We start from the raw sequence: 16630 nt of genomic DNA, 5'->3' as shown, positions 1-16630 counted from the left end.
TGCCTTGCCTTTGTTTTAGAGTCCAAAGTATTCCTTGGGACGCTATGAAAAACTTCACTGAATCCATTCAATATCTAATCTCTCTGGTGACGGACGATCCCCATTTGGAATCGGCCTGGTTGAGTACTCTGGCGCACATGGAGCATTTGGCTTCGCAACAGGTGCTGGGAAATATCTCGGCCTCCACCCCGCTGCACTTTGTGGCTGATATTCAAGAACACGCCGCGGATGAAGCCCGTCACCGCGATATCATTTTGTCACTGCGACCGTATCCCCAGGCAAAAGACGGGCGCTATGAGGATCTGCGCCAGCGACTGCGAGCGGTGGCCGAAAGTTTTGTTCTGGGATTTTTCGCAAATCCGGTTCTGCTGCAGGCACAGTCCCGTTTTGCTGCTTACGTTCACGGTGCAATCACCATTGAACAGTTTCCGTTTCAGATTTATTCGGCCTACATTGAAGGCACCAGCAGTCCCCGAATTCGTGAAGGCATGCAGGAGGTTTTAGCCGATGAGGTCGGGCACATTCAGCTGGGCAAAAAGTTTTTGGCCACCTTGCCCGAAGCAGACCGACTGTCCCTGCAAGAACTTCAGGTCATTGAAAAAGAAATGTGCCTGCTGATGGTTCAGCGCATGGCCGTGCTGGTGGAAGAGTTTCAAAATCATGAGCTTCAGACAGATCCCGTCACTCGCGCCAGTCAAAAACTGGTTCGGGTCATCGCGGACCGTCCTTATGCGCAGGTGGCCTGGGTGCATGCCCTGGGGCACAGTGAATTGATGGCCTCACTGCACATGCAGAAGATTTTTATGTCCCGTGATCTGCCGATGCCGGATCTGATGCCTGAACATGTCAGCGATGAATTGCGCCACGCCCGCTTGCTGCAAAGAAGTGTGGTGCTGGAAAGACGCAAATGGCTGGCGGTCCCTGGGTATCGTCAGCTGGAGCGTCGCCTGTGTCACGAGCTGGAGCGCTATCTGACCCGCTATTTCAGTCTGATGATGCGCCAGATTTCAGACCCGGAACAATTGTACCTGTACGGTGCCTGGGGCTTGGAAATGCGCGTGTTCCGCCATTACACGGATATCATGCGTGGGACAGACAATGTGGGTGTGGCTCAGACGATTTCGGTGATTTTGCAGGATGAAGCTGAACACACACGCATGGTGCATGAAGAAATCGGTGATCGGGAATTCATGGACGCGCAACTTTTGAAATGGGTTCGTCAGACCGAGGATGTGGTTTTTGAACACACTGCCAGCCGGGTGCTGTCTTTGATTGAAACCCAGGATCAGATGACCGAATTTGCCCCGCTGTATCAGCGCGCCTTTCCGGTGCGCACGATGGATAGACAACCTGAACCCGAAATGGAGTTGCGATAATGGCGACAGCATTTCTTTTTCCGGGCCTGAATGCGTTGTTGCGAAAATCAGATCGTTATCGATTTTTGCATTTGCCAGAAGTACAGGCCTGCTTTCGCCGGGCCGAAGCCATTATTCAGGAACGCTTTGGCTATCATTTCAATTTTAAGGAATTTCTGGAGCTTCCCGCCGAAGATATCTATGCCTTGAAAAACATCAGTCTGGCGGCGGTGGCGATCTGCTGTATTCAAACCGGCGTCGCTCGGCGCCTGCGGGATCTGGAAGGTGATCCGGACTGGGTGATGGGTTGTTCATTGGGGGATTTGGCCCGCGCGGTGTTTGCCGGGACCTACACCTTTGAAGACGCCATTTACAATCACATTCACTTCACCCGCAGCATCGATGGAATTGATAAGATCGGCCGCAATATCGCTGTGCTGACGCCCCGGGGGGCGCCATTCACGGAACAGGACTATGCGTGGTTTGAAGCAAACAACGTGGACGTGTCCTGCCTGACGCCAAGGTTTTTGAATATTGGTGGCCGTTATGCTGATCTGGACGAAGTCGAAAGATACGCTAAAGACAAAGGCTGGAACGTGATGCGTATTTTGGATTACCCCGTGCATTCGCGCTATATTCTGCCGTATGTGCAGGCGGTGGAAAATGACTTCGCCAGCGTGCATACCGGTCATCCGCGTGTGCCGATTTTCTCAAGTCTAAGCGCTCAGCCGTTGATGGACCCCAAGCAGATCAAACAGGAATTTCTTCTAAGCATCACAAAGCCCATTCACTGGAGCCGGGCGGTGCAAAAACTTTCGCAGGATCACAGGATCGATCGTTTCGTGAACATTGGTCCTTGTCGCAGTCTGACGGGGCTGATGCGGGAAATTCCGGTGCAGGCCGTGACGGTTGAAGCTTCGGATCTGATTGCCGGAGCAGTCATGAATGCAGAGCTGGCGGGTGTTTAAAAGAACAAAGTCGCTGTGACGGAGCCTTCACGCAACAGATAGTAATTGTAAAGCGCACCAATCATAAAGCGGCGGCTTAGTGAGTACTGGACGCCGCCAAAGTATTCTTCTTTGATCTGCTTTTCTTCCAGTTCCTTGGTTTCATAGTTATACGCCCACGCCGGGGAATCCTCGATGCGTTTGGCGGCGGTGAAAATAAATTTTCCCATGGCCAACGAAGCGGTGAAGGTCTGCACGCGCGCTTCGTACAGTTCTTCTTCTTCCATCAGGTGCAAGTTTGCATAGCTTAAAATCAAAGAGCTTAAATGAAGAGCCACGTTGTAGGTGTTGACCTGATATTTGATGGTGGTCTTTACGTATTCACTTTGTTCAAGCTGGGTTTCATCACCGTAAACAGAATAACCGGCAGAAAACGGTCCCCAAATGGCATTGACCCCGCCACCGATATTGATTTTGTTGGTTTCGGTATTGTACTTGGCCATCGCGCCGGCCTTCAGGCTGTAACGGCGAAAGCCATTGCCTTTGCGATCAACCATGTCGAAGGCTGTGGCCAGGGTCAGCTTTTCGTTCGGGTATTTTTCCTGATTGTGTTTGCGCTCCCAAAGGTCTTCCATCATTTCAAAGCCGGGGGCTCCAAAGAAGGTTTCCTCGCTATTGGAAGGGGACAGGGCGGCGCCGACCTTGCCGTTACCCCGGACAATGGAAAAATCCGCTGACGGGTTGAAGTAAATGGCTTCCAGACCCAGACCTTTTTCCGTGGGAACGGCGGACGGATTGATTTTAATCTGGCTGCCGCCCGGGGCAGGGCTTGCGGGGTCCCGGCGGAACTTGCTGCATTCGTTGATCAGATAGCAATCCGAAAAGTCGGCTTGGGCCACAGAGGCTGTCCATAAAGCAGATATAAGAATGAAAAAGCGCAAACCAGGCATTCATTTAAGGTTAAAAGATGCTCTGGGGTTTGTTAAGGACCGGTGACCAAATTCTGGACAGTCGAGGTTTATTTACAGGGGCGGGATGGGGGGCCGAAGCCGGGGTCTTGAGTGTGTTATAAAGAACCCATGAAGTCTTTCCCTGTGATTCTATTCAGCTTTGCGGTTTTTGTGATTCCGGCCCTGTCCTGGGCGGGTCTGAAAGACATGCGCCCTTGTCTGTCTGAACATATTCACGAAGCGATGGTGCTGAATAAAGAGCGCAAGCCCCTGTACATGAAGCTTTCCAACGGCAAATCCAAAGCAGTCTCTGACAAGTTGATCTGGATGGAACGAAAGCTTTCCGTGGCCGTCCCGTTTGCTGATGCGTGGGCTGCACCTTATCAGGCGGCGGGGATTCCGATTCTTTGCCAGGACTTTATCTCGATGTCTGAAACCCCTAAGTTTCAAGCGCAGAATCCCGAAGGCCCGGATTCTTTGCACAACTATCGTCGCCCTGATATTGCGGGCATAAAGTCACGACTGCTGGAGCTGTACAAAGCCAAATCCTATCGCCAGCTGGCAGAATATGCAGATAAACAGATCGTTGATTTGGATCAGAAGCCCCGTTACAACTGCATGGTAAAACACATTCTGGAATCAGTACGTCGCATGGCGGCCCTGACTCCGGTCCACGCACAAAAATCAAAAGCCAAAAACAAAGTGTCGAGTGAGTTCCTATCACGCACTGTTTTGAGATCTCACATCATGCTTTTGGATGACTCCGCCGAGATTGATGAAGTTGCTGCGCCTTTGCAGGCAGCTGGTTTGCCAATTGTCTGTCAGGATGTTCCGTACATTCCCTGGCCGTAACTCTGACCTTTCTGATTCTTAATTTGCCGATGCAGCCCACTCCCTTGAGAGTGGGGGAATGACTTACGCATCCCGAATATACCAATACTTAGTGGCATTATTCTTACTGTTTTCTGCCTCGGTCAGTGCCGCGGAATCCATGTTCAATCGCAGAGCTGCCAATGGCCGTTTCCTGTTTGATGTTCTGCTGGAACAGTCTGTGCCGCGTGAACCACTGGATCTGATTTTCCGCATGTTCGACTATAATGAAGGTCGCATTCCCAACACCGATTATGCCGTGCTGGTGGATTATTCCCGTCCCAGCACTGAAAAGCGTCTGCACCTGCTGGATTTGCGCACTGGACTTGTGCAGAAGTTTTATGTGGCCCATGGCATTCGCTCCGGCATTCTGGAAACACGCAGTTTTTCAAATCTGCCGGATTCGTGGAAAAGCTCTTTGGGTTTTTACTTCGCCAAGGGAACTTACAACAGCCCCAAAAACGGACTGTCGCTTTATTTGGATGGCATAGATCGTTCGAACAATAACTCGCGGCTGCGGCAGATCGTTTTGCACGGAGCCAGTTATGTCAGCGAGGAATTCATTGCCCGCAACCGGCGCCTGGGCTGGAGCGAGGGATGTTTTGCCGTGGGATTGGAGTACGTGCAGTACCTGATCAACCTTTTGCAGAACGGAAGCATCCTGTTTTCCTATCACAAGGACCTGATTGGGTATTCCCGGCGCTATCCTTCTGAGCAGTCGTTGATGGGGGACGAGTTGGTGCCTCCTGGAGTCAACACCCGACGCAACCCCGGCGAAGGTGGGGGCGTGGATTGAAATGAGACATTAAGACTAAACTTCCTCGTAATAACATCTGTGTTATTCAGTATCCTAAAGTGAATCCGATAAATCCCTACGACATCAACCCTAGGGGGATCGGATTATGTGGAATAAACTCTGGAAGACTCGCAGCTATCGCTATAAGACGCTGGCACTTCTTATCGGCGCGATGGTTCCCCTGTGGGCGATTGTGCTTTTCTATGTGCTTCCGCTGGTGCGTGAAAACATGTACGAAGACCGCCGCGTGGCGATTCGCAGTACTGTTGATATCGCCACGAAAGTGCTGGAATTCTATCACGATCAATATCAGCAAAAAATTCTGACCGAAGACGAAGCCAAGAAGCAGGCGCTGAAAGCCGTTTCGAAGCTGCGCTATAGCGGTAATGAATACTTCTGGATCAATGATCTTCATCCAACCATGCTGATGCATCCGATCAAGCCCGAGCTTGATGGCAAGGATCTGACGGGTTTTAAAGATCCGAATGGCTTCCATCTGTTCGTGGCCTTTGCGGAAAAAGGCAAGACGGCTGAAGGCGAGGGCTTTGTTCCTTATCTTTGGCCAAAACCGGGTTCTCCGAATCCCGAACCTAAAATCAGTTTCGTGCGCAACTTCAAACCTTGGCAGTGGATTGTCGGCAGTGGCGTTTACGTCGATGACGTGGAAACGGCGATTGCTTCCTTCCGTAACAAGGTGCTGATTGGGTTCACGATTGCCTTTGTGGTGGCGTTTGCCCTGTTCTTTGTCTTTGCCAGCCGCTTGATGAGCTTCCTGGCACGCACGGTGAATGATACCAACGACGCCAGCCAACAAGTGCTTGAGGCCTCGAACATGCTTTCCAGTGCCGGCCAGAACGTCGCTCAAGGTGCGGTCGAATCTGCGGCACGCATCGAAGAAACCATGGGTTCGATCAAGAATCTGAATGAGATCGTCCAAGCCAATCAGGACCGCGCCCGTGCCGCGGCAGAACTGGCGAAGAGTTCTGAAAGTGGCGCTTCTCAAGGCGCCATGGAAGTCAAAAAACTGATTGAAGCCATTAACGTCATGTCAAAAATTTCAGGCGAAATCACGTCGGCCATGGATATCATTGATGACATTGCCTTCCAGACGAATTTGCTGGCGCTGAATGCCGCGGTTGAAGCCGCCCGTGCTGGTGAGCAGGGGAAAGGTTTTGCTGTTGTGGCCGAAGCCGTGCGCAGTCTGGCGTTGAAGTCAGCGCAAGCTGCGAAAGAAGTAAAATCCGTTATCACCAGCAGTGTGACGCAGACTCAAGTGTCTCTGGAACTTGCAGAGCGCAGTGACCGCGTGCTGGATGGGATTGTCAGTTCTGTACAAAAAGTGAATGTGTTGAATCAGGAAATTTCTGAAACCACGGCCCATCAATCAGAAGGCATTCGTGCCATCCACGAGGCGATGGGTTCTTTGGAACGCCAGACACAAGCTTTCTCGGCGGCAGCGGAAGAGACCGCAGCCACGTCCGAGGAAATGTCTGCTCAGGCCAATACTTTGCAGCACATGGTGCACAGTATGGCGACCGAAGTGATCGGGAAGGCCTCTTAGTAGGCCTCCACCGACATCACGTCTTCAATAATCCCGGCTCTCATCATCATTTCAAAGAGCTGGGCGATTCTTTCCGGACTTAGCGAATTTGCATGCGGGGTCAGGGCTTCAGATACGGTTCGACCCGCAATCAGGGCGTGCAGGATCTGCGCTTCCACCGGTTGCAGTTCCTGCACCAGCACCTTTTGCTGTTTTTTGTGAATCAAAAGGTTTTGTGGGGTGTTCCAGTTCACATCCTCAAACATGTATGCCGGCTCCAGGCGATGTTCCCAGATATCATAGACGGCATATTCGCTTTCAAAGAGCTCCATCGCATCAATCATGTGCATCTTGACGTCATCCGAACTCAACAGTTGCTGAATTGTTTCAACAGGCAATGGTTCAGGCGTTGCCGCGTGCTGCACTTCTTTATAGACCCATTCAAACTTAGCCAGATCCGGCAAAAAGGGAATGCCCTTCGCGGTCGAGGTTTCGTGAATGAAGCCGGAAAAGGTTTCTCCATAGTCAGCCAGGTTGTACGCCACCGACGGCTGGGATTCGATGTACTTTCGGCACAGATCATTAAAGAAGTTATCCCCCAAAACCCAGGCCACCGCCGGATAAGTGGCGCGCAGGGCTTCCGTCAGTCGTGCCAAATAGGTGCGGTGATAGATCTGAAAGGCCTGTTCCAGACTTAGTTTGCCGGCAGGTTTCAGAAATTCCATATACGCCGGATCTGCTTCCGGGGCCAGGATGTTTCTTTTAAACAGACTCTGTAGTTCGCTCAGTTTCATAGGAATTCTCCAGAATGTAAGCGGCCTTCATCACTTCGACTTCCAGTTCGCGGAAATCAGGAATGTCATCGTCCCGTTCAATCAGCACCGGCAGGTGACGAACCTGCGGAGCCAGCATTTTAAACAGATCCCACACCTGTGACGGGATCTCCTGCGAGTGGGTGTCGTACAGGAAGTCGCCATAATCACTTGGGCCGGACAGATGGATTTGCGCCACGCGGTCCAGTGGGATGTGGTTGATAAAGTATTTCGGGTCAAAGCCGTGGTTGCGTGAATTCACATAGATGTTGTTCACATCCAGCAGCAGCGCGCAGCCGGAACGCTTGCTGACTTCAGAAATGAAATCCCATTCGTTCATGTGGCTGTGATGATAACTGATATAGGTCGAAATATTTTCAAGCACCAAAGCCCGGCGCAGAAAGTTCTGCACAAAATCGATGTTGTTCACCAGGGTCTGCAGGCTGTCTTCGGTGAAGGGGATCGGCAGCAGGTTGTGGAAGTTCTGACCCGAGATCGAGTTCCACGACATGTGATCTGAAACAATGAATGGTTCCACCCGGTCGATCAGTTCGCGCAACCCCTGCAGATAGTCCACGCGGATGCCTTCCGGCGCACCGATGTTCATCGAAATCCCGTGCAGGGCCACGGGATAGTCCTGGCGGATGGTTTGCAGCATTTCCATGGAGCGCCCATGGGTGTGAATGTAGGTTTCCGTCTGGGCCTCGAACCACGCCACCTCTGTGGAAGGACGCTGCTCAAGATAAGGAAAATGCGGGGCCCGCAGGCCCATGCCCACCTTGTGGGAGAAACTGGAATTTTGCATGAGGGCCTCTATTTTTTTGGAGCTGTTGGGGCTGCTGCGACCTTGGCTTCGCCGTCGATTTCGATTTTGATTTTGTCGCCGACAACAAAGCCGCCTTTATCCATGGCTTTGTTCCAGTTCAGGCCGAAGTCCTTGCGGTTGACTTCGCCTTCGGCTTCAAAGGTGATCACGCGGTTGCCCCATGGATCCGTGACAGCGCCGTTATAGTCCACATCAAGTGTGACCTTTTTGGTGATCCCGCGGATGGTCAGGTCGCCTTCCACTTTGTCGGGTTTGTTTTTGTCGTATTTTACATTGGTGGATTTGAAAGTCATTTCCGGGAACTTTGCCACATCAAAGAAGTCCGGACTGCGCATGTGTTTGTCGCGATCGGCTTCATTGGTGTTGATCGATTCGGTTTTGATGGTCACGTTGATGTCGCTCAACTTCATGGATTTTTCATCGAACTCGAAAGTGCCGCTGACTTGATCGAAGCGGCCTTTGACTTTTGAGACCATCAAGTGCGGAGCTGTGAAGGAAACATTCGTGTGCGCTTTATCCACGTCAAACTTGGTGGCATAGGCTGTGGTCGTAACCAAAGATGTTGCGATGACGGAAAAAAGCAGGGTGCGCATACAGTATCCTTTCAGTTGTTCGTAATGTGCCCACGAGCTTGGGCAGATATCTACTAACTGTTTTGGATGGGCTGAACTTTTACAAATTAAGATGCTGAAAGTTTTTAAGATCGGAACAGAAGAGAAAATCCGGGATGTTGCGTGACAGATTTTGGGCAAAAAAAAGCCCGGTGCTTTGTCGGCACCGGGCTTTGAATTTCAGAACTTAGTAGTTCATCAAAGCTTTCACATCAAGCTTGCCGCCTGACACGGATTTGCGATCAAGAGCGTTGATCTTGCGAGCAGATCCGATGATCGCCGCTTTTACATCCTGCCAGGATTTTTCCGGGTGGGCAGACCAGTAAAGTGCCGCTGCACCAGCAACGTGAGGCGCTGCCATGGATGTACCATCCCAAGTGGCTTTGAAGCCAAATTTATCGATAACAGTATCGCTGTAGCTTTGTGCCACAGTCGTGGAATAAACCTTCACGCCCGGAGCACCGATATCCACAGACTTCTGACCCCAGTTAGAGAAAGAACCCAGACGGTCGGAAGAATCCAATGCCGCCACAGAGATGATGATGTCATGATCATAAGACGCAGGGTAAGCCGGAAGCTTGTCTGTATCGTTATCATAACCCACACCGCGGTGACCGTTACCAGCCGCTGCGATGAACAGAACACCTTTGTCCTGAGCGTATTGAACAGCATCACGCAAAGCCTGATTTTCAGGAGCGCCAGGCTCTTCACCTTCAGAACCCCATGAGTTGTTCATGATTTTCGCGCCGTTATCAACTGCATAGCGGATGGATTTGATCGCATCAGCCGTGGTCCCGCCGCCAGTCATGCCGATGAAACGCAAAGACATGATTTTCACATTCGGTGCCACGCCAGCAATACCTTTGCCGTTGTCGCCACGAGCTGCCACGTTGCCAGCACAGTGAGTACCGTGACCCGGATTGCCACCTTTGAACAAACCGTCCAAAGAATCCACCGCAAGGTCATAAGGTTTATTGTCGTTGGTCACAAAGTCCCAGCCGATCACGTCGTCGATGTAACCGTTACCGTCATCGTCGATGCCGTTGTCAGGGATTTCGCCGGCGTTTCTCCAAAGATTTGGCAGAAGGTCTTCGTGAGTATAGTCGACACCAGTGTCGATAACCGCCACGATCATTTCCGGATTGCCTTTGGTCACTTTCCAGCCGTCAATCACACCGATATCCAGCATGCCCCACTGTTTGGAGAACAAAGGATCTGCCCCGGTCGTTGGTTGCGGAGCGTCAGGAATCGCCGGGTTGTCCTGGCGAGCGGCTGCACGAAGCTGAGGATTTCTTGAAAGCATCTTTGCCAAAGCGGCACGGCGAAGAGGATCTTCGATTTTATAATCTTCCAAAAGGGAGATTTTGTAGTTCGGTTGAACGTACTCGATTGCCGGATTCTTTTCCAAAGATTGAAGGCTCATGCGGCGGGGAGCTTGAACGCGAACCCAGGATTCGCTCAATTTTTCGACTTTTGCGCCCTGAATTTCCAATTCGACGAAGCCAGGTGCCAGTTTAATAAGCAAATCTTGCTTTTGAGAGTTGGCAGATGCCACTCCGGACAAAGCAAGAATGGCAGAAGCAACGTACAGTGCCATCTTCTTCATGTGGGTTTTCTCCTATTGTTTAAGCTCCCTAAAGTTTGTGGTTAAACGACAGGAGAATCAATTTCATTTGGCCCACTTTGGAAAGGCGCGTTGAAGAAATCGGCGAGGGCCGCCAATATATATATCTAGTTGTCAGGATTACGGTTTTTCAGTAACTACTTAATGATAGCTAAATGAAATTGCAGAGGTGTATTTATGCACAATGAACAAGTGCAGGGTTTGGTATCTCACGATGGGATGACCGGAACCCAAGCTGTAGATGATATGTCGCGAGGTTTTGCTTTCACGTCAAAGCTTGATGCTATTGTTGCGTGGGGAAGAAAAAACTCTCTGTGGCCAATGCCGTACGGTACTGCTTGTTGCGGTATCGAGTTCATGTCCGTGATGGGTCCCAAGTATGACTTGGCTCGTTTCGGTGCGGAAGTGGCGCGCTTCTCTCCACGTCAGGCGGACTTGCTTGTCGTCGCGGGAACCATCACCGAGAAAATGGCTCCGGTGATCGTGCGTATCTATCAGCAGATGCTGGAACCCAAATACGTGTTGTCCATGGGCGCTTGCGCAAGCTCCGGTGGTTTCTACCGTGCTTACCACGTTCTTCAGGGCGTTGATAAAGTCATCCCTGTCGACGTTTACATCCCGGGTTGCCCTCCGACACCAGAAGCGGTGATGGACGGTATCATGGCTTTGCAGCGTATGATCGCGACACATCAACCACGCCCTTGGAAAGACAACTGGAAGAGCCCATATGAACAAGCTTGAAAATCTGAAACAGCTTCTGGCTGGCAAATTTAAAATTGAGAACTTCAAGTTCACTCACGCTGTTGGCGATGACGTGATTGAAGTTCCTAAAGAAGACGCTCCGGCGCTGTTGTTGTTCCTTCGTGAAAGCGGCCAGTTCGATTTCCTGATGGACGTGTGCGGTGCGGACTATCCAAGCCGTGAAAAGCGTTTTGACGTTGTTTACAACCTGTTTAACTCCAAAGACTCTTCTCGTCTGCGCGTGAAAGCGCAAGTGGGTGAGGGCGAGTCCATCGGTACAGTGATTCCCGCTTACCGTGGTGCTGACTGGTTCGAACGTGAAGCGTACGACATGTACGGTATCATCTTCGACGGTCACCCGAACCTGCGCAAAATCCTGACTCACCACCAGTTCGTGGGTCACCCTTTGCGCAAGGACTACGATGCGAACAATCAGCAGGCGTGCACAAACTCCCTGCCGATCCATTTCAACAACGAGCCGGGCTCTCCTGGTGACGTATTGAATGACAAGTATCTTCCATTGAACATCGGTCCTTCCCATACAGCGATGCACGGAACTTTGCGTGTGATGGCTGAAATGGACGGCGAGACGATCATCCGTTGCAACAACGAGATTGGTTACCTGCACCGTTGTTTCGAAAAAATGGCAGAGACTCACCCGTACAATCAGGTGATCCCTTACACAGACCGTCTGAACTACTGCTCTGCTCCGATGAACAATATCGGTTACTGCAAAGCGGTTGAAAGACTTTTGGGCGTGGAAATCCCGCCAAAAGCGCAGGCGATGCGTGTAATTCTGGCTGAACTTTCCCGTATCATCGATCACACGATCGCAATCGGTACTGGCGCGATGGACTTGGGGGCTTTGACCAGCTTCTTCTATATGTTCGGTATGCGTGAAAAAGTTTACGGTCTGTTTGAAAAACTTTGCGGTGCCCGTCTGACAGTGTCCATGACCCGTATCGGTGGTATGGCTCAGGATGCGCCGGAAGGCTGGTTCGACGAAGTTCTGGCTCTTTGCAAAGAAATCCGCAAAGGCACAGACGAAATGGCGGCGATGGTTGTTGATAATAAAATCTTCATCCAGCGTACTAAAAACGTCTGCCCGGTTTCTGCTCAGGATGCGATCCAGTGGGGTTACACCGGTCCGTTGCTGCGTGCCGCGGGTGTGAACCTGGATTTGCGTAAAGCTCAGCCATACTATGGTTACGACGCTTTGGATTTTGATGTTCCAGTTGGAACCAACGGTGACATCTATGACCGTTACCTGGTTCGTTTCGAGGAAATGCGTCAGTCCGTTCGTATCATTGAACAAGTCTGCAAAAACGTTCCTGGTGGCGATTACACAATCCGCGACAAAGGCATCGTTCTTCCAGAGAAAAAAGACGTTTACGGCAACATCGAAGGTTTGATGAATCACTTCATGCTGATCATCAAAGGTCTTCGCCCACCAGTGGGTGAAGTTTACGATGCGACAGAGGCGGCCAACGGTGAGTTGGGCTTCTATCTGGTCAGCGATGGTTCCGCGAATCCTTACCGTTTGAAAGTTCGTCCACCTTGCTTCGCGATCTACCAGTCTTTCCCGACTGTGGTTAAGGGTGCGATGCTGGCCGATGCGATTGCAACGGTTGCTTCCATGAACCTTATTGCCGGCGAATTGGACCGCTAGAGGAAACAACGATGTTTAAATTGTCTGATTCTGGCTTGGCTGCAGTAAAAAGTGAACTGGCTCGCTACGAAGCGAAAGAGTCCGCTATTATTCCAAGTCTTTATGTTGCTCAAAAAGAAAACAACGGCTTCATCACGCCGGACATTATCCGCCACCTTTCCCAGGTGATGGATATTCCGGAAGCACGTATTAATGAAGTCTTCAAATTCTACACCATGTTCAACCAGAAGCCCGTGGGCAAGTACCACGTGCAGGTTTGCACGAACATCTCCTGCGCGCTTGAGGGCGGCCGTGAAATGGCAAGCCACATCTGCCATGAGCTGGGTGTAAAATACAATGAAGTCACTGCTGACGGTCGCTTCACAGTTTCCAAGGTCGAGTGCCTTGGTTCCTGCGGAACTGCGCCGATGATGCAGGTGAATGACACCTATCATGAAAAGCTGACTCCAGAGACAGCGATGAATCTGTTGAGAGGTATGAAATAATGTCTGAAGTAAAAGTGCTTACAGAATTCTACCACCTGCCTGAATATCAAACTTTGGCGGGCTACAAAGCCAAGGGTGGTTACGAAACTCTTCATAAAGCCTTCAAAATGCAACCTCAGCAGATTATCGATGAAGTGAAAGCTTCCGGTCTGCGCGGTCGTGGTGGTGCGGGTTTCCCAACGGGTATGAAGTGGGGCTTTTTGCCGAAAAACGGCGAGCCACGCTATCTTCTGTGCAACGCCGATGAAGGTGAGCCAGGGACTTTCAAAGACCGTATGATGATGGAGCGTGCTCCACATCAATTGATCGAAGGCATGATCATTTCTGCTTTCGCGATCGGTTCCAATAAAGGTTACATCTATGTTCGTGGCGAATACGTATTCCCGATTGAATGCCTGAACAAGGCGATCAAGGAGGCTTACGCTGCCGGTCTTCTGGGTAAAAACATCCTGGGTTCCGGTTTTGATTTCGATCTGGATGTTTACCGTGGCGCGGGTGCTTATATCTGCGGTGAGGAAACAGGCATGATTTCCTCTTTGGAAGGTCTTAAAGGCCAGCCAAAATTGAAACCGCCATTCCCGGCAGTTCAGGGTTACCTGAGAAAGCCAACCATCGTGAACAACGTGGAAACTTTGGCGGCTGTGACTTACATCATTAAAGACGGCGCTCAAGTCTATCGTAAACACGGGACTGAAAAGTCCGCTGGTACCAAGCTGTTCTCTTTGTCCGGTAACGTAATGACTCCGGGCAACTTCGAAGTTCCACTGGGTTACCCGTTGATGGATCTTCTGATGAAAGAGGGCGGCGGTATGAAGCCGGGCCGCAAACTGAAAGCGGTTATCCCGGGTGGTTCTTCCGCTCCGGTTTTGACAGCTGAAGAAGTGGCGAAAGCAAACCTGGATTACGAATCCCTGGCGGGTCTGGGCACAATGCTTGGTTCCGGCGCGGTGATCGTGATCGACGATTCCCAGTGCATGGTTGATATGCTGGGTGTTTTGACTCACTTCTATGCCCATGAATCCTGCGGTCAGTGCACGCCTTGCCGTGAAGGTACTGGCTGGCTGAACAAAGTTCTTCATTCGATCCTGGAAGGCCGCGGCCGTTTGCAGGACATCGATTTGTTGATCAAAGTGGCTGATAACATGAAAGGTAAAACCATCTGCGCGCTTTCCGATGCAGCGGCTTTGCCGGTTCTTAGCTTTGTAACTAAATTCCGTGATGAGTTTGAATTCTACGTTCGCGAAGGACGCTCTAAGGTAAAAGGAACGACATATGCCGAAATGCACCATTAATGGCAAAGAAGTCGAAGTAAAAGAAGGCACGTCGATCATCGAGGCGATGCAACAGTCTGGCGATCGTATCGCTCACTATTGCTGGCACCCGGGTCTGTCTGTAGCCGGTGTTTGTCGTCTTTGCGTGGTGGAGATCGAAGGAAATCCACGCGTTCAGATCGCATGTAACACCATGGTTACTGAGGGTATGAAGGTCAACAACACGTCTGAAAAAGTTAAAGACGCTGTAAAGTGGGGCCTGGACTTCCACTTGATCAATCACCCGCTGGATTGCCCGATTTGCGATCAGGCCGGCGAGTGCGGTCTGCAGGATCAGTACATGGAGTACGGCAAGTACGATCCAGAGATGGCTGAAGCAAAAGTTAAAAAGCACAAAGTTGTGGATTTGGGACCAACTGTGGTTCTGGATTCCGAGCGTTGCATTCTTTGCTCCCGCTGCGTGCGTTTCACGGAAGAAGTTTCCAAGACCAACGAGTTGGGCTTGTTCAACCGTGGTGATCGCACTGAAATCGGCACTCACGACGGCATGCTTTTGGACAATAAATACTCTTTGAACACTGTCGACATCTGCCCGGTGGGTGCGTTGACGTCCAAAGACTTCCGTTTCCGTCAGCGCGTTTGGTATCTAAAAGACGGCGACAGCGTTTGTAACGGTTGCTCCACTGGTTGCAACATCAAGGTTTACTACAACAAAGAAGGCCTGTTCCGTATCAAGCCTGTTTACAATGAACAGGTGAACGGTCACTGGATGTGCGACAGCGGTCGTAACGCCTATAAATTCGTAAACCGTGAAGCACGCCTTGTTAAAGGTGTTGTTGCCGGGAAAGAAATGGCTCCAGGCGCGGCAGCGAAAAGCGCAAGCGAAGTTCTGAAAAGCACTTCCGGCGATGCTTTGGCGCTTGTTTTGACAGCTCAGTACACTGTTGAAGAGTACGAAGCGATCATCAAGACGTTTGTTGAAGAATTCAAAACCAAAAAAGTGTTCTTCTGGGTTAACAACAAAGAGACTTTCGACACCTTCGACGGTTTGTTGTCTCGCGGAGACAAGAACCCGAACACCAAAGGTCTTTTGAAAGTTATGGAAAAGTACGGCATCACGTCCACTTGGGCTGATCTGTCTGCAGGTCTTGCAAACGGCTCAATCAAAACTGTGGTTGTGGCGGGTCCGGAAAACCAAGCGGTATTCCCAGATTACAACGAAAGATTGAAAGAGCTTTCCAAAGCTCAGAATCTGATCTGGATGCAAGCGGGTAAAAACGACGCTTTGACGGCTTTGACTGGCAACGTTTGGATCATTCCAATGAAAACGTTCGTGGAAAAAGACGGCACATTCATCAACTTCTCCGGTCTTGAACAGAAGATCAAGAAAGTGACGAATGTGGTTTCTGAAGCGCTGACTTTGACAGAGGCGACTTTGTTGATGGTTGGCAAGAATCTGGCTCTTCCGACGGCAAATGCGGCATTCATGCCGAACAACCAGCGTGACGATCAGGTGACTTTGGAAGCTCGTAAAAAGAATGAGTTCGTGTTCAGAAGAGGTAGCCTATGAGCGTAATGCAGAACAACTCTGAAAAGTCGAAGTGGTTCCTGCCGGGGATCCTGGGTGGTCTGGCAACGACCATGAAGCACTTGCTGAAGAACTTGTTCAATCAGAAGAAAATGATGACCCTGAACTATCCAGAGGAGAAGTATGAGTACTCTCCTCGTTTCAAGGGCAATCACGTTCTGACGGTTAAAAAAGACGGTTCTTTGCGTTGCACGGCTTGTATGCTTTGCGCGACCAACTGTCCTGCAGAATGTATCAAGATCACGGCGGCGGAACACAACGACCCAGCGGTCGAAAAGTTTCCGATCAGCTACGAGATCGACATTCTTCGCTGCGTATTCTGCGGTTTCTGTGAAGAAGCCTGCCCGGTGGATGCAATCCGTTTGGGCCCTGAATGGCAGACTCCAGGCGTGAATGGTGCAAACTTCATCTACGACATCAATCATCTGGCATACCGTCCAAATCTTAAGGGCGGCATCCTGACTCACGTCGACGATCAAGAACGCCACAAAGCCGGCATCTAAGCCGCGGCTGATGAAAAAGGCCCATCCGACTTCGTTGTCGGG

Annotated in this window: 16 protein-coding genes; 11 read left to right on the top strand and 5 right to left on the bottom strand. The window is 50.8% G+C overall.

Going from position 1 to position 16630, the window contains the following annotated elements; all coding sequences use genetic code 11:
- The first annotated feature begins 44 nt into the window (after nucleotides 1-44).
- A complete protein-coding gene (locus tag BDT_RS15180) occupies nucleotides 45-1376 on the top strand; it encodes a ferritin-like domain-containing protein (protein WP_015092120.1) in 1332 nt (443 codons plus the stop codon).
- Nucleotides 1376-2323 carry an acyltransferase domain-containing protein gene (locus BDT_RS15175; protein WP_015092119.1) on the top strand — a complete coding sequence of 316 codons (948 nt, stop codon included), beginning with the start codon at nucleotides 1376-1378 and terminating at the stop codon, nucleotides 2321-2323. The genes BDT_RS15180 and BDT_RS15175 overlap by 1 nt, the downstream gene beginning before the upstream one ends.
- Here the strand turns inward: BDT_RS15175 and BDT_RS15170 are convergent.
- Nucleotides 2320-3201 (bottom strand): hypothetical protein, encoded by an 882-nt coding sequence (locus BDT_RS15170; protein WP_015092118.1) that lies wholly within the window; start codon nucleotides 3199-3201, stop codon nucleotides 2320-2322. The genes BDT_RS15175 and BDT_RS15170 overlap by 4 nt on opposite strands.
- Nucleotides 3202-3381: 180 nt before the next feature.
- Here BDT_RS15170 and BDT_RS15165 point away from each other — a divergent pair, with 180 nt between their 5' ends.
- The 3 genes from BDT_RS15165 (at nucleotide 3382) to BDT_RS15155 (ending at nucleotide 6479) form a co-directional block, all read left to right on the top strand.
- A complete protein-coding gene (locus tag BDT_RS15165; protein ID WP_015092117.1) occupies nucleotides 3382-4104 on the top strand; it encodes a hypothetical protein in 723 nt (240 codons plus the stop codon).
- A 91-nt stretch (nucleotides 4105-4195) separates the two neighbouring features.
- Nucleotides 4196-4918 (top strand): murein L,D-transpeptidase catalytic domain family protein, encoded by a 723-nt coding sequence (locus BDT_RS15160; RefSeq protein ID WP_015092116.1) that lies wholly within the window; start codon nucleotides 4196-4198, stop codon nucleotides 4916-4918.
- Nucleotides 4919-5024: 106 nt separating this feature from the next.
- Nucleotides 5025-6479, top strand: coding sequence for a cache domain-containing protein (locus BDT_RS15155; protein ID WP_015092115.1), 1455 nt, complete (start codon nucleotides 5025-5027; stop codon nucleotides 6477-6479).
- On the opposite strand, the gene BDT_RS15150 is transcribed toward BDT_RS15155, so the two are convergent.
- From BDT_RS15150 to BDT_RS15135, 4 genes are all read right to left on the bottom strand, one after another.
- Entirely contained in the window at nucleotides 6476-7252 is a 777-nt protein-coding gene (locus tag BDT_RS15150) for an HvfC/BufC N-terminal domain-containing protein (RefSeq protein WP_015092114.1), read from the bottom strand. The two genes, BDT_RS15155 and BDT_RS15150, sit on opposite strands and share 4 nt — an antisense overlap.
- A complete protein-coding gene (gene bufB, locus BDT_RS15145; protein ID WP_015092113.1) occupies nucleotides 7221-8075 on the bottom strand; it encodes an MNIO family bufferin maturase in 855 nt (284 codons plus the stop codon). Before bufB ends, BDT_RS15150 begins: the two co-directional genes overlap by 32 nt.
- Before the next feature lie 8 nt (nucleotides 8076-8083).
- Nucleotides 8084-8689: a YceI family protein gene (locus tag BDT_RS15140; protein WP_015092112.1), complete on the bottom strand. Its 606-nt coding sequence runs from the start codon at nucleotides 8687-8689 to the stop codon at nucleotides 8084-8086.
- 205 nt (nucleotides 8690-8894) lie between these two features.
- Nucleotides 8895-10313, bottom strand: coding sequence for a S8 family peptidase (locus BDT_RS15135; RefSeq protein ID WP_015092111.1), 1419 nt, complete (start codon nucleotides 10311-10313; stop codon nucleotides 8895-8897).
- Nucleotides 10314-10550: 237 nt separating this feature from the next.
- Between BDT_RS15135 and BDT_RS15130 the strand changes: the two genes are divergently transcribed.
- The 6 genes from BDT_RS15130 to BDT_RS15105 are packed head-to-tail and all read left to right on the top strand — an operon-like array spanning nucleotide 10551 to nucleotide 16588.
- Nucleotides 10551-11072 carry an NADH-quinone oxidoreductase subunit B gene (locus tag BDT_RS15130; RefSeq protein ID WP_051026355.1) on the top strand — a complete coding sequence of 174 codons (522 nt, stop codon included), beginning with the start codon at nucleotides 10551-10553 and terminating at the stop codon, nucleotides 11070-11072.
- Complete coding sequence (nuoD, locus tag BDT_RS19420) at nucleotides 11059-12741, top strand: NADH dehydrogenase (quinone) subunit D (RefSeq protein ID WP_015092109.1); 1683 nt, start codon at nucleotides 11059-11061, stop codon at nucleotides 12739-12741. Before BDT_RS15130 ends, nuoD begins: the two co-directional genes overlap by 14 nt.
- A gap of 11 nt (nucleotides 12742-12752) precedes the next feature.
- Nucleotides 12753-13226: a complex I 24 kDa subunit family protein gene (locus BDT_RS15120; protein WP_015092108.1), complete on the top strand. Its 474-nt coding sequence runs from the start codon at nucleotides 12753-12755 to the stop codon at nucleotides 13224-13226.
- Complete coding sequence (nuoF, locus tag BDT_RS15115; protein WP_015092107.1) at nucleotides 13226-14518, top strand: NADH-quinone oxidoreductase subunit NuoF; 1293 nt, start codon at nucleotides 13226-13228, stop codon at nucleotides 14516-14518. The genes BDT_RS15120 and nuoF overlap by 1 nt, the downstream gene beginning before the upstream one ends.
- Nucleotides 14499-16067 carry a 2Fe-2S iron-sulfur cluster-binding protein gene (locus tag BDT_RS15110; protein WP_015092106.1) on the top strand — a complete coding sequence of 523 codons (1569 nt, stop codon included), beginning with the start codon at nucleotides 14499-14501 and terminating at the stop codon, nucleotides 16065-16067. The genes nuoF and BDT_RS15110 overlap by 20 nt, the downstream gene beginning before the upstream one ends.
- Nucleotides 16064-16588 (top strand): NuoI/complex I 23 kDa subunit family protein, encoded by a 525-nt coding sequence (locus BDT_RS15105; protein ID WP_041577938.1) that lies wholly within the window; start codon nucleotides 16064-16066, stop codon nucleotides 16586-16588. Before BDT_RS15110 ends, BDT_RS15105 begins: the two co-directional genes overlap by 4 nt.
- Nucleotides 16589-16630 lie beyond the last annotated feature (42 nt).

The sequence above is a fragment of the Bdellovibrio bacteriovorus str. Tiberius genome, assembly GCF_000317895.1.
Lineage (GTDB): Bacteria > Bdellovibrionota > Bdellovibrionia > Bdellovibrionales > Bdellovibrionaceae > Bdellovibrio > Bdellovibrio bacteriovorus_F.
This window is presented reverse-complemented; position numbering and strand designations above follow the sequence as displayed.